Origin of the sequence: Pseudoalteromonas simplex (assembly GCF_015278155.1) — a bacterium.
Taxonomy (GTDB): Bacteria; Pseudomonadota; Gammaproteobacteria; order Enterobacterales; family Alteromonadaceae; genus Pseudoalteromonas; species Pseudoalteromonas simplex.
The window spans coordinates 1-19,875 of sequence record NZ_JADILN010000010.1; the positions used below are offsets into that span (position 1 = coordinate 1).

20 protein-coding genes are annotated in these 19,875 nt (G+C 42.5%); 11 read left to right on the forward strand and 9 right to left on the reverse strand.

All coding sequences use genetic code 11. The features are described from left to right. Nucleotides 1–188: 188 nt before the first annotated feature. Genes IRQ78_RS16190 through pspF form a run of 6 tightly spaced genes read right to left on the reverse strand, consistent with a single transcriptional unit; the run spans nt 189 to nt 6,555 of the window. The gene (locus IRQ78_RS16190) at nt 189–950 is read right to left on the reverse strand and encodes an ATP-binding cassette domain-containing protein (RefSeq protein ID WP_054553143.1); all 762 of its coding nucleotides are present in this window, start codon (nt 948–950) and stop codon (nt 189–191) included. Next, a complete protein-coding gene (locus IRQ78_RS16195; RefSeq protein ID WP_054553142.1) occupies nt 950–1,942 on the reverse strand; it encodes a peptide ABC transporter ATP-binding protein in 993 nt (330 codons plus the stop codon). Before IRQ78_RS16195 ends, IRQ78_RS16190 begins: the two co-directional genes overlap by 1 nt. 2 nt (nt 1,943–1,944) lie before the next feature. Beyond that, on the reverse strand, nt 1,945–2,838 hold the full coding sequence (locus IRQ78_RS16200) for an ABC transporter permease subunit (RefSeq protein WP_054553141.1): 894 nt from the start codon (nt 2,836–2,838) through the stop codon (nt 1,945–1,947). Continuing rightward, nucleotides 2,825–3,859 (reverse strand): ABC transporter permease, encoded by a 1,035-nt coding sequence (locus IRQ78_RS16205; protein WP_054553140.1) that lies wholly within the window; start codon nt 3,857–3,859, stop codon nt 2,825–2,827. The genes IRQ78_RS16200 and IRQ78_RS16205 overlap by 14 nt, the downstream gene beginning before the upstream one ends. Further along, nucleotides 3,859–5,466: an ABC transporter substrate-binding protein gene (locus IRQ78_RS16210; RefSeq protein WP_194442683.1), complete on the reverse strand. Its 1,608-nt coding sequence runs from the start codon at nt 5,464–5,466 to the stop codon at nt 3,859–3,861. Before IRQ78_RS16210 ends, IRQ78_RS16205 begins: the two co-directional genes overlap by 1 nt. Nucleotides 5,467–5,481: 15 nt before the next feature. Then, entirely contained in the window at nt 5,482–6,555 is a 1,074-nt protein-coding gene (gene pspF / locus IRQ78_RS16215; protein ID WP_054562065.1) for a phage shock protein operon transcriptional activator, read from the reverse strand. Between the two features lie 188 nt (nt 6,556–6,743). On the opposite strand from pspF, the gene pspA reads away from it, so the two are divergent. The 9 genes from pspA (at nt 6,744) to IRQ78_RS16260 (ending at nt 13,985) form a co-directional block, all read left to right on the forward strand. After that, nucleotides 6,744–7,406 (forward strand): phage shock protein PspA, encoded by a 663-nt coding sequence (gene pspA / locus IRQ78_RS16220; RefSeq protein WP_054553137.1) that lies wholly within the window; start codon nt 6,744–6,746, stop codon nt 7,404–7,406. A gap of 57 nt (nt 7,407–7,463) precedes the next feature. Beyond that, complete coding sequence (gene pspB, locus IRQ78_RS16225) at nt 7,464–7,697, forward strand: envelope stress response membrane protein PspB (protein ID WP_036969793.1); 234 nt, start codon at nt 7,464–7,466, stop codon at nt 7,695–7,697. After that, nucleotides 7,694–8,095, forward strand: a complete 402-nt coding sequence (gene pspC, locus IRQ78_RS16230) for an envelope stress response membrane protein PspC (RefSeq protein ID WP_054553136.1) — start codon at nt 7,694–7,696, stop codon at nt 8,093–8,095. Before pspB ends, pspC begins: the two co-directional genes overlap by 4 nt. A gap of 62 nt (nt 8,096–8,157) precedes the next feature. Beyond that, a complete protein-coding gene (locus tag IRQ78_RS16235) occupies nt 8,158–9,570 on the forward strand; it encodes a YcjX family GTP-binding protein (protein WP_194442684.1) in 1,413 nt (470 codons plus the stop codon). Then, entirely contained in the window at nt 9,567–10,601 is a 1,035-nt protein-coding gene (locus IRQ78_RS16240) for a YcjF family protein (RefSeq protein WP_194442685.1), read from the forward strand. Before IRQ78_RS16235 ends, IRQ78_RS16240 begins: the two co-directional genes overlap by 4 nt. 134 nt (nt 10,602–10,735) lie before the next feature. Continuing rightward, nucleotides 10,736–11,917 carry a methionine gamma-lyase gene (megL, locus tag IRQ78_RS16245; protein WP_063529998.1) on the forward strand — a complete coding sequence of 394 codons (1,182 nt, stop codon included), beginning with the start codon at nt 10,736–10,738 and terminating at the stop codon, nt 11,915–11,917. A gap of 226 nt (nt 11,918–12,143) precedes the next feature. After that, on the forward strand, nt 12,144–12,941 hold the full coding sequence (gene phhA / locus IRQ78_RS16250; RefSeq protein WP_054553132.1) for a phenylalanine 4-monooxygenase: 798 nt from the start codon (nt 12,144–12,146) through the stop codon (nt 12,939–12,941). Nucleotides 12,942–12,950: 9 nt separating this feature from the next. Continuing rightward, nucleotides 12,951–13,295: a 4a-hydroxytetrahydrobiopterin dehydratase gene (locus IRQ78_RS16255; RefSeq protein WP_194442686.1), complete on the forward strand. Its 345-nt coding sequence runs from the start codon at nt 12,951–12,953 to the stop codon at nt 13,293–13,295. A 120-nt stretch (nt 13,296–13,415) separates the two neighbouring features. Continuing rightward, nucleotides 13,416–13,985, forward strand: a complete 570-nt coding sequence (locus IRQ78_RS16260; RefSeq protein WP_194442687.1) for a hypothetical protein — start codon at nt 13,416–13,418, stop codon at nt 13,983–13,985. A gap of 211 nt (nt 13,986–14,196) precedes the next feature. On the opposite strand, the gene IRQ78_RS16265 is transcribed toward IRQ78_RS16260, so the two are convergent. Next, on the reverse strand, nt 14,197–14,439 hold the full coding sequence (locus IRQ78_RS16265) for a type II toxin-antitoxin system Phd/YefM family antitoxin (protein WP_138617117.1): 243 nt from the start codon (nt 14,437–14,439) through the stop codon (nt 14,197–14,199). Nucleotides 14,440–14,584: 145 nt separating this feature from the next. Here IRQ78_RS16265 and IRQ78_RS16270 point away from each other — a divergent pair, with 145 nt between their 5' ends. Both IRQ78_RS16270 and IRQ78_RS16275 read left to right on the forward strand, forming a co-directional pair. Further along, complete coding sequence (locus IRQ78_RS16270; RefSeq protein WP_138617120.1) at nt 14,585–14,932, forward strand: hypothetical protein; 348 nt, start codon at nt 14,585–14,587, stop codon at nt 14,930–14,932. Nucleotides 14,933–15,037: 105 nt separating this feature from the next. After that, on the forward strand, nt 15,038–15,436 hold the full coding sequence (locus IRQ78_RS16275) for a hypothetical protein (RefSeq protein ID WP_194442688.1): 399 nt from the start codon (nt 15,038–15,040) through the stop codon (nt 15,434–15,436). A 124-nt stretch (nt 15,437–15,560) separates the two neighbouring features. On the opposite strand, the gene IRQ78_RS16280 is transcribed toward IRQ78_RS16275, so the two are convergent. Beyond that, the gene (locus tag IRQ78_RS16280) at nt 15,561–16,652 is read right to left on the reverse strand and encodes an efflux RND transporter periplasmic adaptor subunit (protein WP_407681624.1); all 1,092 of its coding nucleotides are present in this window, start codon (nt 16,650–16,652) and stop codon (nt 15,561–15,563) included. Then, entirely contained in the window at nt 16,649–19,759 is a 3,111-nt protein-coding gene (locus tag IRQ78_RS16285) for an efflux RND transporter permease subunit (RefSeq protein ID WP_194442689.1), read from the reverse strand. Before IRQ78_RS16285 ends, IRQ78_RS16280 begins: the two co-directional genes overlap by 4 nt. Between the last annotated feature and the right edge of the window lie 116 nt (nt 19,760–19,875).

The following is a 19,875-nucleotide window of genomic DNA, read 5'->3' on the forward strand; positions in this document are numbered from 1 at the left end:
AGTAGGAGAAGAGGCACAAGGGCGCGAATACATCAAAGGGCCGAGGTAGCTCCTCATTATGAGCCCGCATATAAGCACGCAGTCTGACAAAATTAACGAAGGGTATTGTGCAATAGGAGGAGTCCATATAAGGCGTTTTAACGCCGAATCAAACTGACAGCTTACGGCTGATAGCTGACAGCTCACTATCAACAGTTCAACAACTTCTGCGTTACCACCGATTGGGGGTCTTGGAAAATCGCTTCGGTTTGGCCGTATTCAACAATCTCACCGTGATCAAGTACCACAAGTTGGTCGCTAATATGACGCACCAAACTTAGGTGATGCGTAATAAGTACATAGCTAAGGCCTGTGTCTTTTTGTAGACGTAGCAATAAGTTTACCGTTTGTGCGCGTACAGACGGGTCAAGGGACGATAACGCTTCATCGAGCACGACAACCTTAGGGTCTAAAATTAAAGCCCGTGCAAGCGCTATACGTTGTAATTGACCACTACTAAACATATGCGGGTAATAGTGCTGGTGATCTAAAAGCAAGCCCACTTTTGCGAGGGTTTGCTTTATTTTATCTTCACGCTCTTCTTTGTTTAAATCAGTGTTGTACTGTAAACAGTCATTGAGCATATCGCCAATGGTTAAACCTGGATTCAAAGACGCTTCAGAGTCTTGGAAAATCAACCTAATATGGCGACAGTCGTTATCACGCAAGCCATCATTTTCGATGATATTGCCATCAAGTAGAATTTGCCCTTTATCTGCGTTATCAGCCCCAGCAAGCAATTTGGCGAGAGTACTTTTACCTGAGCCAGTTTCGCCAATAATGGCGATCGTCTCGCCTTGCCCTAAGCAAAACGAAATATCTTTTAATACAGTAAAGCTTCTACGTGAAAATAAACCGGCACGTAAATTAAAACTCTTTGATAATGCTTGAACTTTGAGTAGGGGCTGCATTATTTCATCGCCTTAATTAATGGGAAATGACAGGCGTAACTCTGGCTATGATGCTTGGTCAATTTCGGGGTAACGACACACTCTTTTTGTGCTTGTGGGCAACGTGGGCCTAAGCGGCAGCCAATAGGTAAATGTTGTAAAGTTGGAATGGTGCCTTTTAAAGCATAAAACGGCTCTTTGTGAGCAAGCCCTTGCTCATAATCAGGCAAACTTTTTAACAGTGCTTGGGTATAAGGATGTCGCGGCTGGCTAAAAATTTTGTTAGTCGGCCCAGCTTCAACCATCTGACCGCAGTATAAAACATGCATGCCATGAGACCACTCTACAATTTCCTCAAGCTCGTGAGAGATCATCAAAATCGACATGTTCTTTAGCTGGTTTAAGCTTTTTAGCAGTCTAAATACCTGCGCACGCGTGGTGCTCTCAAGAGCGGTAGTTGGCTCATCGGCAATCAATAGTTTTGGGGTACGCGCAATGGCCATGGCAATCATCACTTTTTGACAAATACCTTCAGAGAGCTCATGAGGGTAGCTGTCTAGCACCTTCTTATGGTCTTTAATACCAACCTTGTGGATTAACGCTTTTACTCTGTCTTTTCGTTGTCTGTTTCGTTTTAAGAAAAAACCACTGGTTGCTTGTTCAGGTAAGGTCTCGGCAATTTGGTCGAATATCTTGGCAGTTGGATCTAGGCAGCGGCTTGGATCTTGGTAGATCATAGCAATGTCTTGACCTACGAGTTTACGGCGTTGCTCGTTAGATAAGCGCATTAAATCCACGCCACGCCAATGCATGCGGTCTGCAGTGATATGCCAACGTTTGTTTAAAACTCCAACAATGGCTTTTGCAATTAAGCTTTTACCTGAGCCAGACTCACCAACCAAAGCATGTACTTCGCCTTCTTTTAAGGTCATGCTGACTCTATCCACCGCACGAATCACGGTATCTGAAGTGCGTAACTCTATAGTGAGGTTACGAATATCGAGTAATTGCATAATTAGTCGGCCTTACGTTCTTTAAGCACTTGGCGTAAACCGTCACCTACTAAATTGGTAGACAGCACTGCTAAAAATAATAATACGCCTGGTAAGCCAACAGTCCAAGGGGCAAGGTAAATTAAACCTAGATTTTCAGCCAAAATAGCGCCCCATTCTGTGGTGGGGGGCTGGGCGCCCAATTTTAAAAAGCCAAGTGCCGAGATATCCAAAATCGCAGTAGAAAGCGCCATGGTAAAAATAACCACAATATGCTCGTAAATGTTCGGAAAAATACCACGAGCAAGAATATGCCAATTGGATGCGCCATCAAGCTTGAATGCTGTTATGTAATCTTTGTTCAGCTCTTCGACAATTAAGTTACGCACCGAGTGAATAAACTGAGGCAATAAAGCTAATATAATCGCCCAAACTGTATTCATTAGACCAGGGCCAAGAATCGCAATAATAATGATGGCCAGTAATAATGATGGAATTGATAAGGTAATATCAAGCAAGTGATTTAAAAAGCTTGAGCGAATACCTTTGCTAATGCCAGCAAAGGTGCCCACTAACACACCTATCACTGTGGTGATCAAAGCTGCGACAACCGATAAACCAAAGGTGTAAGTTGCACCATTCATTAAACGTGACAATACATCTCGGCCTAAATCGTCGGTGCCTAATAAAAAGCGTACGTCACCTGCATCATGCCACGATGGCGGTAATAGCAGTGCATCGCTGTGTTGCTGGTTCACGCCATAAGGTGCAAGGAGTGGTGCAGACACTGCCAGTAACACTAAAGCAATAAACAACCATAAGCCGACAAGGGCAGGGTGATTGGTTTTAAATTTCTTCCAAAATCGCGCTAACGGCGATTTATTCGACTCTTCAGAGAATAAATTAAACTTTGCCATGTGCTTGGTTCCGCGATAATGGGTCGAATAAGGTATAAGTGAGCTCAGCAATAATGGTAGCTAAAATAACGAACATAGAAACAGCGAGTAAGCCACCTTGAATTGCAGGGTAGTCACGCTGATAAATACTATCGATAAGCCAACGACCAATGCCCGGCCATGAGAAAATAACCTCGGTGATCATCGCAAGGGTGATCAAGGTACTAAACTGTAGACCTATTTGTTTAATCACCGGTAGCAGCGCATTACGCAGAGCGTGGTGAATAATCAGCTGCGCACGGTTTAAGCCCTTTGCGCGCGCTGTTTTAATATAACTTTGATCGAGTACTTTCAGCATTGAATCACGGGTAAAGCGAACTAGTACTGTGGTCGGATACATAGCAAGTACTATGGTAGGTAGTGTTAAATGATGGATTGCATCTAAAAATGCCATGCCATCATAGGGGAAATCAGCTAAAAAGATATCAATAAGTATAAAGCCGGTAACTGGTTCTATTTCGTAAAGAAGGCCCATTCGGCCCGACATAGGAAACCAGCCTAGTTGCAGGGAAAACACCATAATTAGTAACAATGCTAACCAAAAAACGGGCATTGAATAGCCAAAAAGTGTGCCGGAATTTATCAGTTTATCAGGCCAACGTTTGTAGTAGGCAGCGGCTAAAATACCACTTGGTACGCCAACTATGACGGATACAATGAGCGCATAAAGACTCAATTCGAGTGTTGCTGGAAATAAGTCTTTTATATGTTGAAATACACTCTCACCAGATGCAAAAGAAATTCCCCAATCCCCCTGAATAATGCGTTCTAAAAAGGCAAAGTATTGCACCACGTAGTTGTCGGTAAAGTGAAACTTTTCCTCTAACACACTGGTTTGCGAGAACGTACTATTAGTAATACCGCTTAAGTTAGTTAGCGCATCACCCGGGAACATAAAGCTCAATGAAAAGGTAAAAATACTCAGCGTCAGCATCATAAACATTAACAACGCTAGACGACGAAGAATATAATCAAGGATCATTATTCTTTCCTCGCGTTAGCTAGTGAAATGCCGCCGAACGGGCTTAAATTTATACCTTTTACGTCACTACTTGCTGCTTGAAAGCGCATACCATGGGCTATCGGCAAAATAGGCAGCTCTTGCACTATGATCCGCTGTGCCTGATTGTAGTATTGTTTTCGTTTTTCAAGATCTGTGGTGTCGAGGGCTTGAGTAAGTAATAAATCAAATTCAGGATGACACCAATTGGCAGGGTTTTTACCACTAAATGTTGCGGTGCAACTTAACAATGGGCTCATAAAATTATCAGGGTCTGGCGTATCCGCAGCCCAACCAAGTAACACACTATCGTGTCTATGCTCACCAACGCGTTGTAAAAAGGTGTTCCACTCATACTCGACGATATTAACGTTTACACCAATCTTGCGTAAATCACTTTGCATCAGCTCAGCCATTTTACGGGCATTTGGATTATAAATACGGCTTACCGGCATAGCCCAAATATTCATATCAAAGCCATTTTTGTAGCCAGCTTCTGCGAGCAAGGTTTTGGCAAGAGCTGGGTTAAATTCAGGCATGGCTTTTTGCGCTTCAAATGCCCACGAAGCCGGAGGCAGTAATGACTGTGCCTTAATGCCGTTACCGTAATACACCGCTTGCATGATTTTATCGACATCAATGGCGCTGGCGAGTGCTTGGCGTACACGTACATCATCAAAAGGCGGGCGCTCAGTATTAAAGGCCCAGTAACCAATATTTAAGTTTTGCTCTTTTTGAACTTTAATGTCTTCACGTTGCGATAAAATACTTAGCTGCGCGCTGCTTGGGTGCGCAGTCACATCACACTCTTTAGTGAGCATTTTCGCAACGCGTGTGGTGCCGTTTGGCGTAATGTCATACACCAGTTGTTCAAGTGTTACAGGATGTTTCCAGTAGTCTGGGTTGCGGTAATAGCGAATTAAACGGTCGCGACGATATTCTTTATATACATAAGGGCCAGTACCCACTGGGTATTGGTCAAATAAGTTTTCTTGTTTTCGCTCTTTAAGCTGCATGGCGTATTCTTCCGATAACACCACGGCAAAGTCGGTTGCAAGGTTTGCTAAAAAGCTGCTTTCAGCATTATAAAGCTCAAACCGTACTTGGTAATCAGAAACACGCACAATACGACGAATAAGCTGATCAATACCCACACTTTGAAAATAAGGGTAGCTGGCATCGCCAACAAAGTGGTAAGGGTTATAAACGTCAAATAAGCGGCTGAAAGTAAAAATTACATCATCAGCGTTAAAATCACGGCTTGGGGTAAAGTATTTTGTAGTGTGAAACTTAACCCCTTTACGCAGGGTAAAGGTAATTGCTTTGCCGTCTGGGCTAATTTTCCAATCAGTTGCCAGCTCTGCTTTAAACTCGGCAGACACCGGATCAATACTTAACAGGCGATCATATAACTGGTTGGCGATAATATCGATAGTCGAACCTGTCGTTGTCACTTGCGGATTAAACGACACAGGGTTTGCTTCAGCGCAATAGACTAAGCCCTGGTTTTTTTGTTCTGTGGTTTTTTCTTCGTTATCTAGGCAGCCTACTAAGCACACCAAAGACAAAGCAAGTAACGGTTTAAACACCTGATTAGCCTCTAACTATTGCTGCTGATCTAATAAATTGTATTTTTTCAAATAGCCACGTAATTGATGATACGTTAATTCTAAGTGTTCTGCAGTTTTCTTTTGGTTAAATTGGCTATGTTCAAGTGCTTTTTTAATGACATCAATTTCAAAGTCGTTAGACAGCTGCTTTAAATTACAAGGAAATTGAATGTCGGGCTTATTGAGTGTCACAACGTCTTGATTTTGTGTTGTGGCGATAGGCGCAGCTTCGACATTTGCAACTGGGGCACTGCTAACTGCAGCTTTTACGCGCTGTTTAGGTCTAAATTTACTCGCAAATGGGTCTAAAATAATCTGGTGAACGGGAATATGTTCGTTACCATGACGATAGAGGCTACGTTCAACCACATTCTTTAATTCACGGATATTACCCGGCCACTCGTAAGATTGCAGCGTTTCGATGGCGCTACGCGTAAAGCCACTAAATAGTTCCCACTCAAGGTCGCGAGCCATGTTAATTGCAAATTGTTCTGCTAGTAACATGATATCTTCTTGACGTTCACGCAGCGGGGGCAGGGTAATAACATCAAAAGCGAGGCGGTCGAGTAAATCGCTTCTAAATTCGCCTTGCTCAGCAAGGGTTGGTAAGTCTTCATTAGTCGCACAGACTAAACGGGTATCGACTTTAACGGTTTGCTTACCACCAACGCGTTCAAACTCGCCGTATTCAATAACGCGTAGTAGTTTTTCTTGTACCATCGCCGAGGTGTTGGCTAATTCATCAAGGAATAGCGTACCGCCATTAGCACGCTCAAAGCGGCCTTCGTGGCGTTTACTGGCACCAGTGAATGCGCCACTTTCATGACCAAATAATTCACTTTCGAGCAGGTTTTCGTTAAGCGCTGCACAGTTAAGCTTTATATAGTTTTGATCCCAACGCTTAGATAAGAAGTGCAAACGGGCAGCAATGAGTTCTTTACCCGTACCGCGCTCACCAATAATAAGGACCGGTTTTTCTAAACTAGCTAGTTGCGAAACTTGATCAAGTACACTTAAAAAACTGTCAGATTGGCCGAGTAAATTATCCTGTTGGCGAAATTGGCTCATATTCCCTAACTCTTAGTCATTTTTACTAAGATCTAGTGTATTTCATTATCTATGAGAACTAAAGAAATTTATAAATTTAGTTTAACTGTTTGAATGTATTAAGTTATTCTAAGTTTATAAAAGTTGGCAAGCATATTGATACTAGATATACCAACTGATTAAGTTAAAACACCAAAGAGGTAAATGTTATGGGAATTTTTTCACGTTTTGCAGACATCGTTAATTCTAATATCAATGCCATCTTAGATAAAGCAGAAGACCCAGAAAAAATGGTTCGCCTGATCATCCAAGAGATGGAAGATACATTAGTAGAAGTTCGCTCTACATCAGCAAAAACACTTGCTGAGAAAAAAGAGCTAGTACGTCGCGTTGAAACTTTAAAAGTTCAAGTTGCAGACTGGCAAGAAAAAGCTGAATTAGCACTAAGTAAAGACCGTGATGATTTAGCGCGTGCAGCACTGATTGAAAAGCAAAAGTCAGCAGATGCAGTCGCAGCGGTTGAAACTGAGCTTGAGCATGTAGAGTCTCACATCGAGAAACTACAGCAAGAAGTGAGCACGTTACAAGAGAAGCTAGCTGATGCAAAAGCGCGTCAAAAAGCAATCATCTTACGTCAACGCTCTGCTGAGTCACGTCTTGAAGTTAAAAAAGCACTCGACAGCTCTAAAGTTGAAGACGCTTTAAACCGCTTCGAACGTTACGAAACTAAGATCGATGGTCTAGAATCACAAATAGAGTCTTATGATCTTGGTAAAAAATCATTAGCTGATGAAATTGCTGGTCTTCAGCAAGACGAAAAGATTGATGATGAGCTCGCTGAGCTTAAGAAAAAACTAGCAGATAAAAAATAATAAATGGGGGCATGTCCCCCAATGCTTAAACACATAACGGATTGACAGGAGAGTACCATGTTCGACGCAGAAGTTTTGATGGCACCGATTATTGTTTTTATGGTGGTTGTTGCCCCACTTTGGCTAATTTTACATTACCGTAGTAAAAAACAAGTGAGCCAAGGTTTAAGTGAACACGAGCACCGCCAATTATTAGAGCTTGCACAAAAAGCAGATAAAATGGCAGAGCGTGTTGAAACATTAGAAGCCTTACTTGATCAAGAGGCTCCGCAGTGGAGACGTAAAGTATGAGTATCAAACGCGAACTATATAAAGATCCTGAACGTGGCAAGTTAGGTGGTGTATGTGCAGGTATCAGTGATTACTTTAACATGGAGCTTTGGCTGGTACGTATCTTAGTTGTTTCGGCAGCGTTATTATCAGGTGGTCAATTTATTGTTGTTGCTTACATTGCTGCTTGGTTTATTTTAGATAAAAAACCGACAGAAAAAACAGAGAAAAGCACAGACAGCATTCACCAAGACCCGCTTGAAGTAAAATTTAAAGTATGGCAAAAAGGGGAACCACCTCGCCGTGCATTGCAAGACTTAAAAGATCGTCTTGCTCGAGTTGATGGTCGTTTACAAGAGATGGAACGCTATGTCACATCAACAGAATTTACGGTTAGCCGTGAAATCAACAAACTTTAAAGGATATATACGCACCTTGTTTGCTTCGTGATACCCAGCGCAAATAAGGTGCTAGACACTTTATGAGCCAATCATTTGCAAAGAACACCTTTAATTCGTTAAAAAATAAAGCGGAAAAAGCCCTTCACCGTAGTTTAGATCAACACGTGAAGTTAGCCGTTACAGGCTTAAGTGGCAGCGGCAAAACCGCTTTTATTACCGCCTTGGTTAAACATTTAACCAGCCAAGCTGACGATAAAAACTTACCTTTTTTTGATGTGATGCGCGAAAAGCGTCATATCGCCACAAAAATAGTGCCGCAGCAAGCACTGACAATACCGACATTTGAATACACAAATGCATTATCAGCGTTATTACCTGTTGAAGGTGAGCCCGCATGGCCTGCCTCTACCGAGCGTATAAATACGCTACGTTTGGCAATTAAGTACCAAAGTAATTCGGGACTACGCGGTCACTTTGCACCGCAGTCAACGCTCTATTTAGACATTATTGATTACCCAGGTGAATGGCTACTTGATTTGCCAATGCTAGAGCAATCATTTGCTGATTGGTGTGAGTCACAATACTCACTCTTGCAACAAACAGCACGCAACGAAAAAGCGAAGCCATTTTTAACCGCCCTTGCTGAACTTGATCTATCAGCCAGTGTTGATGAGAGCCAACTTGCTGATGTCGCTGCGCTTTATCAGCAGTTGTTAGTAGGCCTTAAAAAAGACACCAAACTTGCCATGCTGCAACCTGGTCGCATGCTGATGCCAGGCGAGCTTAAAGGAGCGCCGCTACTGCAGTTTTTTCCGGTTGCGAATGTGCCTGACGAAATAATCGAAGGGTCGAATCTAGCGCACCTTAAAAAGCGCTATAAAGCCTATGTAAAAGAGGTTGTAAAACCTTTTTACGAGCAGCATTTTCGTCATTTTGACCGACAAATTGTGCTAGTGGATGTGCTCAGTGCTTTGAATGAAGGCAGCGAAACCCTGCATGAGCAAAGCCGTGTTATTAACCAATTGTTGGCCCATTTTAATTATGGTGAAGCAAGCTTCTTTAAACGTTTGTTTAAACCAAACATCAACAAGCTACTGTTTGCGGCCAATAAGTCAGATCATATTAGTGCGCAATATCATAAAGACTTAGCGCTATTGCTTGATTCAATCGTGCATGACCAAACGAATCATTTAAAGTTCGAAGGCGTGCAAATCGAAACCATGGCAATGTCATCTATCTGCGCTACAGAGCCGCGCCAAGTGGCTGAAAAAGGCCAACAGTTAGCTTGTATTTATGGCAAGCCTTTAGGCGAACAAGAATGGCTAACGTATTTACCACCGCAACCACCGTCACGCCTGCTCAACAAACAAGAGTGGCCAAAACAGGGCTTTGAGTTCTTATCGTTTTCGCCACTGCCATGCCCTGATAAACGGTTAAAGCATATTCGTTTAGATCATGTCATGCAGTACCTGATAGGAGATAAACTAACATGAGTGAGCAACCAAAGGAGATGAACTTTCAGGCAGGTCGCCGTATTTCAAGCTCTGCAAGCAACGAAGCTCCTGCAGAGGAGTTAACTGTTGCTAAAGTGATAGAAAACGCCGAATTTATCGACACTGAAGAAGATCAGCAAGATAGCATTGAGCTTGAGCCCGTGTATAAAAAGTCGAAATGGCAAACCCTAAAAGGAGTGTTTGTTGTTAGCTTTTTAGTTTTAGTGTTACTTGAGTTTGCGCTGTCATTGTTTGTGACGTTTCAGCAATCAATTATTTTAGGTTCGGTGTATTTAACGGCTGTTCTCAGTGGTGCGCTACTGATTGCCCGTGTTATTTGGCGCGAGTACCGCATGCTAAGAAGTTTAAAGCGCAATCAATTACATCGTACCGAGGCCGACCGCTTACTCAATAGCGAGCAAGTAGGTGAAGCACTACCGTGGCTAGAAAAGCTTAATAAACATCAAACGCTTACTGGGTTTGAAGAGTTTAAGCAGCAAATAGCGAGTCATCATACCGATAAAGAAATCATGACCTTATACGCCGATAGCTTATTGGTAAGCCAAGATCAGCAAGCGAAAAAACTGATTAACCGTTTTGCCACTGAGTCTGGTTTATTGGTTGCGTTAAGCCCACTGGCTTTAGTCGATATGATGGCGGTGCTATGGCGTGGCACTAAGCTCATTGAGCAAATTGGCCGTATTTACGGTATTGGTTTTGGTTATGCAAGCCGTATTAAATTGTACCGCTTATTAGTGAAACAAGTGTTGTTTGTTGGTAGTGCAGAGTTAGTTTCAGATTTAGCAGCAACGGCACTAAGCGCTGAATTACTGGGGAAATTGTCGGGCCGTGCAGCGCAAGGGCTAAGTGCAGGTATTTTTACCGCGCGTATAGGGTATAAAGCGATGGAGCTTAGTCGCCCGTTACCTCGCTTAGAGCATAAGCGCAGCTTGCTAAAAGAAACCGCCAATAGTATTGCCCGTAAAATTGCCTCACGTACCAGCGACAAAGAGACCGAAAATACAAAATGACAACTTTTGTGTACAGTTAATAAAAACGGCTGAGTGATATTTAGCCATCTGAGCATCCGGCATGCTTGTGCATTGTGGGTATCTACGTTTTATTTACGAGTATGAAGTACTGATAATAAAAACGAGAACACACAATGACTAAGCATCACTTACATACACAATGTATTCATGGTCCAGAAAAACCAAATGATCCACATGGCGCACTGAGTGCGCCACTTTATCAAACCTCTACCTTCTCTTTTGCTAATGCAGCCCAAGGTGCAGCCCGATTTGCTGGTGAAGAGCAAGGCTTTATTTATACCCGTTTGGGTAATCCGACAACCCAAGAGCTAGAACAAAAAGTGGCTCAGTTAGAAAACTGTGAAGCAGCGGCTGCTACAGCAACGGGTATGGGGGCGGTGTCTGCGTCTGTGCTTAGCTTTTTACAACAAGGTGACCACCTAGTTGCATCAAGCGCGTTATACGGTTGTACTTTTGCATTTTTTGCTCACATGTTGCCGCGCTTTGGTATCGAAGTTACTTTTGTTGATATGACCAACGAGGCTGAACTTCGCGGCGCGGTTAAAGCCAATTCAAAAATGATTTTTGCTGAAACACCAATTAATCCGACCATGGCGGTGCTTGATTTAAGTTTAATTGCCGATGTTGCCAAACAGCATCAACTGATAAGCGTTATCGACAATACCTTCTTAACGCCTCTGCTACAGCAACCTACCTCGTTTGGTATTGATATTGTGGTACACAGCGCAACTAAATACCTAAATGGCCATGGTGATGTGGTAGCAGGACTTGTGTGCGGCACAGAGGAGCATATCAACCTGATAAAAATGACGGTGCTAAAAGATATTGGTGCAACGATTAGCCCCCATGATGCATGGTTAATTAATCGTGGTTTAAAAACCCTTGCTGTACGCATGGAACGCCACTGTGCGAGTGCCCAAGTAGTTGCTGAATATTTAGAGCAACACCCGTTAGTTAGCCAAGTTTATTACCCTGGGCTTAAATCACATCCGGGTCATCAATTTATTGGCTCACAGATGAAAGCCGCTGGTGGTGTTATTGCCTTTGAGATAAAAGGCAGCCTTGAAGATGGCGAAACATTTATAAATAACACCCAGCTTTGCACGCTTGCTGTGAGTTTAGGGGATGCTGAAACCCTCATTCAACATCCTGCATCGATGACACATTCGCCTTATACACCTGAAGAAAGAGCAGCTGCTGGGATCAGTGATGGCTTAATTCGATTATCAGTTGGTCTTGAGGATGTTAACGACATTATTAACGATCTTAAAACTGCATTTACATTCATTGGTTAGGATGTAATTTAAAGTTTACGGTTGCGGTTGCTTTTATCCCTCTAAAAATGCGGTGTGTAAACTTTTTGATCTTTTGGTGTAATTTTAACTTTACGTTAAGGCTGTTTCTGCAAACCTTAGAAACAGCCTTAACTATTAAAATTTCGCTTACTTTTAAATAGTATCGGCTTAACAAGTTAATGAGATTCTGATCAATGCTGATCAAGATTTAACGAAGAAGGTTATTATGGCTAAAGCAAGTAATTACACCTCCAAGCAACCTGATGAAAATGGGGTTATCCATTGGAGCGAAGAAGAAAATAAAATATGGTCTGAGCTAGTTGCTCGCCAACTCGCTTGCATAGAAGGTAAAGCCTGTGATGAATATTTAGCAGGTCTTAAGAAAATTAATTTACCAACAGATCGTATTCCACAACTTAGTGAACTCAACGAAGTGTTACTCGAAACAACGGGCTGGCAAGTTGCGCCTGTTCCGGCATTGATCGATTTTGATGAGTTCTTTCGATTACTAGCAAATAAGCAGTTCCCAGTTGCGACTTTTATTCGCAGCCGTGAAGAGTTTGACTACTTACAAGAGCCAGATATCTTCCACGAGATTTTTGGTCATTGTGCGATGCTTACCAACCCAGCATTTGCTGAGTTTACACACAAATATGGTCAGTTAGGTTATGCCGCTGAAAAGAAAGATCGTGTTTATTTAGCACGCCTTTACTGGTTTACCGTTGAGTTTGGTTTAATGCAAACCGAACAAGGTCTGCGTATTTATGGTGGTGGTATTTTATCAAGCCCAGGCGAAACACAGTATGTGTATTCAGATAAGCCAGAAATCAATGCGATGAATGTGCTTGATGTATTACGTACACCTTATCGTATTGATATTATGCAGCCTGTGTACTACACCATTAACTCAATCAATGACTTATTTGATATTTCACAAATGGATATCATGTCGCTGGTGAGTAAAGCAAAAGAATTAGGGCTACATGAGCCAAAGTTTCCTCCTAAAGAAAAATTAGCAAGTTAAGGATTTATAATGTCTTCATTAAGCACACAAAAGTGTGAAGCGTGTCGTGCGGATGCGCCTAAAGTATCTGATGCTGAATTAGCAGAATTGATCAAAATGATCCCAGACTGGGTTCCTGAAGTGCGCGACGGCATTATGCAATTAGAGCGTGTTTACAAGTTTAAAAACTTCAAACAAGCACTTGAGTTCACTAATAAAGTAGGCGCTATGGCTGAAGAAGAAGGTCACCACCCAGGTCTGTTAACCGAGTGGGGCAAAGTAACCGTTACTTGGTGGAGCCACTCTATCAAAGGATTACACAAAAATGATTTTATCTGTGCTGCTAAAACAGACGATGTATTCGCTGCACTGTAAATTTTAAGTTCTGCCCAGAACGATAAAAGGCGTAACCTCAGGTTGCGCCTTTTTGCTTTTTTAGAGCCCAAGAATTAACATTAGGTTCTTATCTTTGCGAGAACACTAGAAAAGTAAATAATGAAAAACAAAGCGCTTATTCTGCCATTCCTACTCATTTTACTGCCCTTAATTGATAGCTTGTTTATTCCGCAAACATTTGGCATTCAATGGCATAGCCCTAAGCTGATGTATCAAATAGGCGTAGCACTAATGATTGTAAAGCTCACTATGGTTGCCATTGGGCTTTGGTTATTACTCAAAGCAAAGCGCCTTTATATGGAAGCCAGTAAATCGACCCGTATTGTTAAATTTTCAGTCTTTTTACTTGGCGGCTTACAAGTGGTGATAATGACAGCAATATGCTTTTGGTATTTAGTAGCGGGCACGCAAGCGAAACACTTTATGTTGCAAGACAACATTGCTGTATTTACCGCTGATTATGGCGTATTTGCCCCGGTACATCATGAGTTCTCATTTATATGCTTTGATGCCAATGGTTTTTACCACATGCAACCCATAGCCCAGCTACCTTGGCTCGGAACCTTTACCTTTACTAGCCAAGATTCACGCTTGATCATTCAACATAAGAACCAAAGCGGCGCGAATACTCAAGAAATTTCATTAAAAGGGTTTGGCTGTTTGCAGTGAGAGGTGTTGGCTTTGTGGAAGGTGGTGCAATTATAAGTGGTTTTCAGGAAGCTGAGATTGGTTTAGTACGGCAACAATCATTATAAAACCATCTTCTTTAATAAAATAAGCAGTGTGTTTACCAATAGGAAAGTAAAAACCATTTGGATAAATGTCATTACAGCTACGCCTAATTTCTGGATTTTTTGTAACTTATCTTTTGCAAAGTGTTTTATAAAGTATCCAAGAAGTCTTTACCATCAACTACATTACCTTGAGCTAAGTCTCTTGTTGCGTTTTCAAAGCAATGCTTAATATAGTCAACTTTCATAGCTTCTAATTCTTCATAATCCCTTATAGACATGACCACTACGACGTCCTCGTTGTTTTTACTAATTTTAATAGGCTCACGCTGGGCGTTTAAATGTAGTTCACCAAAATTACGTTTTGCATCATTTGCTGTTAGTGTATTCATGGCTGAGCTCTAAAATAAAGTGATAGGGGAATTATAGTAAAAAGCATGAAATGGTCGAAATAATTAAATCGCGCGATTAGTTTGGGTTCTGTAGTTTTACTTACAAGGCACTGATTATAAGGCACGTAACATATATAAAAGAATTATGAAATTTATATTAGATGACATAGTAATCGAGCATATTGAAAACTCTGATCCTATTTCAATAAAAGTAGGAAAGGTTGGCTGTAGCCATGGTTATATTGACTTAGAAGTAGATATGCTATCTATCTCTCAAGCAAATGAAGCACTTACAACAGGTGGAAGGCCAAAAAGCTTAAAATTTGGTTCAGCCCTCAAAGGATGTAAGTTTAAATTTAGTAAGCAAGAGACAAAATTTTACACAGGTTCAATGCTTTGGTGGTGTTTGCCACTAAGCTTTCGCTGGGAACCTCTTTATTGCTATAAAATAAAAGAGGTTATTAGAATGATTCACTATTTTAAAGCATTATAAGGCGAGTATTTTAAACGCGAATCGTAGCTGTAAACTTAGTTCTGCGTTAGTGTATCTAGTTGGTCATTTCTAAATCATAATTGTGACATAACATATGGAGACAAATTGAACAGTTTAAGGATAGTAAAATACACTTTAGTCATGCTGGTTTTAGGTACCGTATTAAATACTTTTATCACTCTAATAATTGGAAGTGATAACTTAGCTTCACTCTCATTCGGCAAATATTTTACATACCAGTTATTACCATCTTATTTATTGAATGCAGGTATCTATACCGTTCTGGCTAAGCGCAATGTTGTAAAAGCTTGGAATTATGCCCTAAGTGTATATTTACTGAGCTTTATAGTGGGAACAGTAATTGTATCGATACTATTACAAACGTTATTTATCCCACCTTTATGGTTTGTAGAAGTGCCTTTGAGTATAGCCTTTGCGATTGTTGGTACTGTCATCGGAATTAAATTAGGTACTCAGGATAGTAAGGAAGTCGAAGGGCCCTGATCTTGCTTTTTTGCTTCCTAGAAAGTCAAAAACAAGCGCAACTCTTAATAATCATTACTACCCTTTATCATAACTGCCAGCTCTTAAAATATTTAATAGCTGGCAGTCATCTCAAGCCTTGCAGTTATTGCTTTACCTGAACTTCGACTTCTTGCCCGGTTTGTAGTTGCTCGGCGCCGCGTACTGCCACTTTATCGCCCGCATTTAAAGTGATGTTAGAAGTCGGGGTGACTTCAACAAGCTTGTCTTTACCATTACCGACTTTTACGGGAATTTGCAGGGCTTTGTTGTCGTTGTCGATTTTGACGATATGGGTGCCTTTTTTGCGTAAGATCAGCGCATCGCGATTCACCAGTAGTACATCCCCTTTGCTTTTTAGTGGCACGGCTACATCAACCAGTTGGCCAATTGCCCATGTTTGCTCAGCATCATTTGCTAGTAAAGCACGTACTTCTACGGTTTGTGAACGCGGATCGGTTGATGGGATCACCGCTGTTACGGTGGCTGTTGTCATATCAGGGGCTGATAAGTCGCCAGCTTTAATTGGTAACTCTATGCCTTTGTGTAAAAACTTTAAGTATTTAACAGGTACATACAAACGCACTTCTAAGTTATTAATATCGAGCAGAGTGATCAGTTCATCTGCGCGATTTATTTCGCGACCAGCGCGTTTAAAACGCTCGCTGATCACGCCATCAAATGGAGCGCGAACGGTTGCACGCGAAAGCTGATCGTCTATCACTTTTAATTCAACCTTAGCCAGTGCGATATCAGATAACGCAAGGTCATGCTTATTTTGCATATCATCGACTTGGCTTGCTGCAGCACTGCTGGCTTTGGCGAGTTTTTGTAAACGAGCGAGCTCTTGTTGATATAAGCGTAGGTTTATTTTGGCGCGATTGAGCATTTCTTGCTGGCGTGCTTTTTCCAGTTCAAGCGGTAAGGTGTCCATACGAACTAGGGTGTCGCCACTTTTCACCAGAGTACCTGGCTCAACAACATATAATAAACGCCCGCTAACGCCTGCTGTTAGGGTTACATCGTCTTTGCCATACAAAGTGCCGCTGACTTCAATTTCGCTTGTCAGTGGAGCTTGTGTGACGGTTTCTACCGTAACCGGCACGACTGCAAAGGCGTTAAATGCGATAAGACTGAATAGCGCACAAAAGCGAGCGGTTAATTTACGAAAAGGTGTGTTCATTGTTTTAATACTCATTGATTCGATACCAAGCTTAAAGGCGTTTTTTCTGGTTGCTGTTTGTTATTAGCGGGCGGCAGTTGTCTGCCAAGTTGCAATAAACTTGGCATTAATATCAGGGTAAATAGGGCACTAATGGCCATGCCACCGACGATCACAGTGGCAAGGCCACGGTAAATTTCTGATCCTACCCCCGGCATTAGCATCAGTGGCAGCATGCCAAATAAGCTGGTTAAGGTACTTAAGTAAACGGGTCTTGCGCGCAGCAGCACTGCTTGGCGAACGGCGTCTTCTCGACTGAGCCCAGCGGCCATTGCGACACGGGTTTGGTCAACCAATAAAATGGCATTATTTACCACCAGACCCAGCAAGATAATAAAGCCAATCATGGTCAGTAAGTCGAGTGATTGGAAGGTAAATAAGTTAAGTACGAATAGGGCCAGGACACCGCCTGCAATTGCCAATGGCATGACCAGTAAAACTAACGCGCTGTCTTTGGCTGACTTAAACAATGCGGTCATTAGCAAGAATAAAATAAACAGAGCCAAGATAAAGTTGATTGTCATTTCTTGCATGGCCGAATTCATCTTTTGTGCGTTCCCCGCCAAAATCGCACCAGAGCTGTCAGGCAAGCTTGCACGAACTTTTGGCATAACTTGCTCAGAGAGAATAGTTTGCGCTTGTTGCAAGCTCATGTCTGCTGGTGGCGTGACAACAATACTCACGGTACGGCGGCCATTAACACGTCTAAGCTGTGTTGGCCCCACGGTGCGCTCAATATTGGCAAGCTCACCTAAAGTTTGAATACCTGATTGCGGGGTTACAATAGGCAGTGCTTTAAGCTCCTCTGGAGTTTGCCACGGTATGCCGCGCAAAATCACGTTCATGCGTTCGTTGCCATCAAAGTATTCATTAACAAATAACCCACCTGTATAGGCTTGCACTGCTTGAGATACATCACGACGAGTTAGCCCTGCTTGGGTTATACGGCGGTCATTGGGTGTGAGCCTAAGTTCTGGCTCTGCCATATCGAGTCGTGGTTGTGGCCTTGCAGTGGCATTCGGCATTGCGTCGGTGACAGCTTGCAGCGCCACATTAGCACCGGCGATTAGCTCGTCCATATTTGGGCCCGTTAAATCGATATTGATATTACGACCATCACCGCCATTAGCAACTTGGATCATCGACCCTCTAAAGAAGAATACTTGGGTGTCGGGTAAATCGATGAAGATTTCTTCTCGGGCAACCTTCATTAGTTCTTCAACACGTTGCGGATCGGCAGAATAAATAAAACCGCCAGCATTCGCGCCAAAAGCATAAAAGTTAAAATCTTTAATCCCCGGCTCTTTTTCACCTGTGTAATAAGGCATTAAACGCTTTTTAATACGCATCAGCAGCTCTTCTTCCATAAACTGCACATTGCCGCCAGGCGGGGTGTTCAAGTTAAAGAAAAAGCCATCGGTTGGTGCGCGCGGCATAAAATCAGTTTTCGGGAGCATGGTCATGGTCGCGACGACTGAGCCACCTAATAAGGCTGTTATCCACACTATTTGTTTAACGCGGGTATTGGTAAGCGACATGATGAAGTTAGTTAGCTTATGCCAATATTCACTATAAGGATCCGCTTTGAGCTCTTTGTCTGGCCAAAAGTGGTTAGCCAACGGAATAAGTGTAATTGCGCAAATCATAGAGGCAATAACTGCAATAGATAAGGTGAGCGCCAAGTCAGAGAATAGCTGCCCCTCAATACCTGCCATAAATAAAATTGGCAAGAAGATAGCAACGCTGGTGGTGGTTGAGGCAAATAACGCGCCTGTTACTTGAGCTGCACCTTTTAGCGCGGCTTTTTTACTATCAAAGCCTTCGCTTCTGAGCCTTGCGATGTTTTCTTGCACTATGATGGCGGCATCAAGTACTAAGCCAACAGCAAAGGCAAGACCCGCCAGTGAAATAACATTTAAGCTGCGGTCAAAAATATTCAATGTTAAAAACGCGACTAACAAAGAGACAGGAATCGTCGCTGCAATCACAAATGTGGCCTTTAAGCCTCTAAAGAACAGCCACAAGATTAAACACGACAGCAGAACACCTAGGCCTAAGTTACTTTTAACCAACGACAAAGCATTACGAATATGCACAGAGGCATCAAAACTTAATTCAATCGATAAGCCATTCTCGGCCAGCGGCCCTTCGTTTAGCTCTTTAATGGCAAGGTTAATGTCGTCGAGCAGGGCAACGGTATTGGCTTCGTTAGCGCGCGAAATACGAATGTAATACGCGGGTTTACCATTTCGACCACTCATCCCTAAACGGTCAGAAAAAGTGCGCTCTACACTTGCAATATCGCCAAGGTAAATAGGTCTATCGCCTGAATAACCAACGCGCATTTGTGCCATGCTTGATAAATCATATTGCCCCGTAAAGCGTACGGTATATTGACGACGGCCAACATTAGCAAGGCCACCAGAGGTATCTCGTGAGCTGGCTAATACGTTACTGATTTGGTCAAGGCTGACGCCAAGTGCGGCGGCTTTGTGGGGGTCAAAGGTGATACGTAACTCTTTTGGTCGCTCACTGGCTAAATCAACGCGGGCAACACCAGGGATACGTGCCAAACGGGGCTCAACAAATTCATCGATTTGTTTTTGGAACTGTGCCATGTCTAAATCTAGGCTGTCGCTATTAAAATCTTTCGGGGTGACCAGTAACGTTGCAGCGGCTTCGCCATTATTACCGCCAGCAAAAACCACAGGATCAAATGCATCTAACGGCAGGGGCGGCGCTTGGTTAAGGCTAGTTAACACATCAAGCATGGCCTGTTGCATGTTTTGTCCAACAGCAAAAGTTAACGTGATAGAGCCATTGCCACGGTTAATGTAAGTATTAACCTCTAAGGCACCCGGGGTGTTTTTTACTGCGTTCTCGAGCGGCTCAATGATCACCGATTCAATCTCTTCAGGTGCAGCTTGGCGCCAGCCAGAGAAAATAGTGATCTGCGGTTGCTCGATATCTGGTGTGAGCTGAATTGGCAGCTTAAAAATACTCAACATGCCAAACAACATAATCAACACCAAGATGACAATAACACTCGCAGGGTTTTTCAGCGAACTACGTGTCAGGTTCATTGTGTGTGTTCCAAAATCAGTTTGTGTGCATTGTAGTGCGATGTAAAAAAAGTGCCAGTGAGGTAAATGAAATGTATGTCAGAAGTAACGCTGAATAGCCGTTAATTCGCGATAAA

What these genes read in the sequence shown, in the direction of transcription:
- IRQ78_RS16190 (WP_054553143.1), bottom strand. Translation starts at nt 950, where the DNA reads ATGCAGCCCCTACTCAAAGTTCAAGCATTATCAAAGAGTTTTAATTTA.
- IRQ78_RS16195 (WP_054553142.1), bottom strand. Translation starts at nt 1,942, where the DNA reads ATGCAATTACTCGATATTCGTAACCTCACTATAGAGTTACGCACTTCA.
- IRQ78_RS16200 (WP_054553141.1), bottom strand. Translation starts at nt 2,838, where the DNA reads ATGGCAAAGTTTAATTTATTCTCTGAAGAGTCGAATAAATCGCCGTTA.
- IRQ78_RS16205 (WP_054553140.1), bottom strand. Translation starts at nt 3,859, where the DNA reads ATGATCCTTGATTATATTCTTCGTCGTCTAGCGTTGTTAATGTTTATG.
- pspF (WP_054562065.1), bottom strand. Translation starts at nt 6,555, where the DNA reads ATGAGCCAATTTCGCCAACAGGATAATTTACTCGGCCAATCTGACAGT.
- pspA (WP_054553137.1), top strand. Translation starts at nt 6,744, where the DNA reads ATGGGAATTTTTTCACGTTTTGCAGACATCGTTAATTCTAATATCAAT.
- pspB (WP_036969793.1), top strand. Translation starts at nt 7,464, where the DNA reads ATGTTCGACGCAGAAGTTTTGATGGCACCGATTATTGTTTTTATGGTG.
- pspC (WP_054553136.1), top strand. Translation starts at nt 7,694, where the DNA reads ATGAGTATCAAACGCGAACTATATAAAGATCCTGAACGTGGCAAGTTA.
- IRQ78_RS16235 (WP_194442684.1), top strand. Translation starts at nt 8,158, where the DNA reads ATGAGCCAATCATTTGCAAAGAACACCTTTAATTCGTTAAAAAATAAA.
- IRQ78_RS16240 (WP_194442685.1), top strand. Translation starts at nt 9,567, where the DNA reads ATGAGTGAGCAACCAAAGGAGATGAACTTTCAGGCAGGTCGCCGTATT.
- megL (WP_063529998.1), top strand. Translation starts at nt 10,736, where the DNA reads ATGACTAAGCATCACTTACATACACAATGTATTCATGGTCCAGAAAAA.
- phhA (WP_054553132.1), top strand. Translation starts at nt 12,144, where the DNA reads ATGGCTAAAGCAAGTAATTACACCTCCAAGCAACCTGATGAAAATGGG.
- IRQ78_RS16255 (WP_194442686.1), top strand. Translation starts at nt 12,951, where the DNA reads ATGTCTTCATTAAGCACACAAAAGTGTGAAGCGTGTCGTGCGGATGCG.
- IRQ78_RS16260 (WP_194442687.1), top strand. Translation starts at nt 13,416, where the DNA reads ATGAAAAACAAAGCGCTTATTCTGCCATTCCTACTCATTTTACTGCCC.
- IRQ78_RS16265 (WP_138617117.1), bottom strand. Translation starts at nt 14,439, where the DNA reads ATGAATACACTAACAGCAAATGATGCAAAACGTAATTTTGGTGAACTA.
- IRQ78_RS16270 (WP_138617120.1), top strand. Translation starts at nt 14,585, where the DNA reads ATGAAATTTATATTAGATGACATAGTAATCGAGCATATTGAAAACTCT.
- IRQ78_RS16280 (WP_407681624.1), bottom strand. Translation starts at nt 16,652, where the DNA reads ATGAGTATTAAAACAATGAACACACCTTTTCGTAAATTAACCGCTCGC.
- IRQ78_RS16285 (WP_194442689.1), bottom strand. Translation starts at nt 19,759, where the DNA reads ATGAACCTGACACGTAGTTCGCTGAAAAACCCTGCGAGTGTTATTGTC.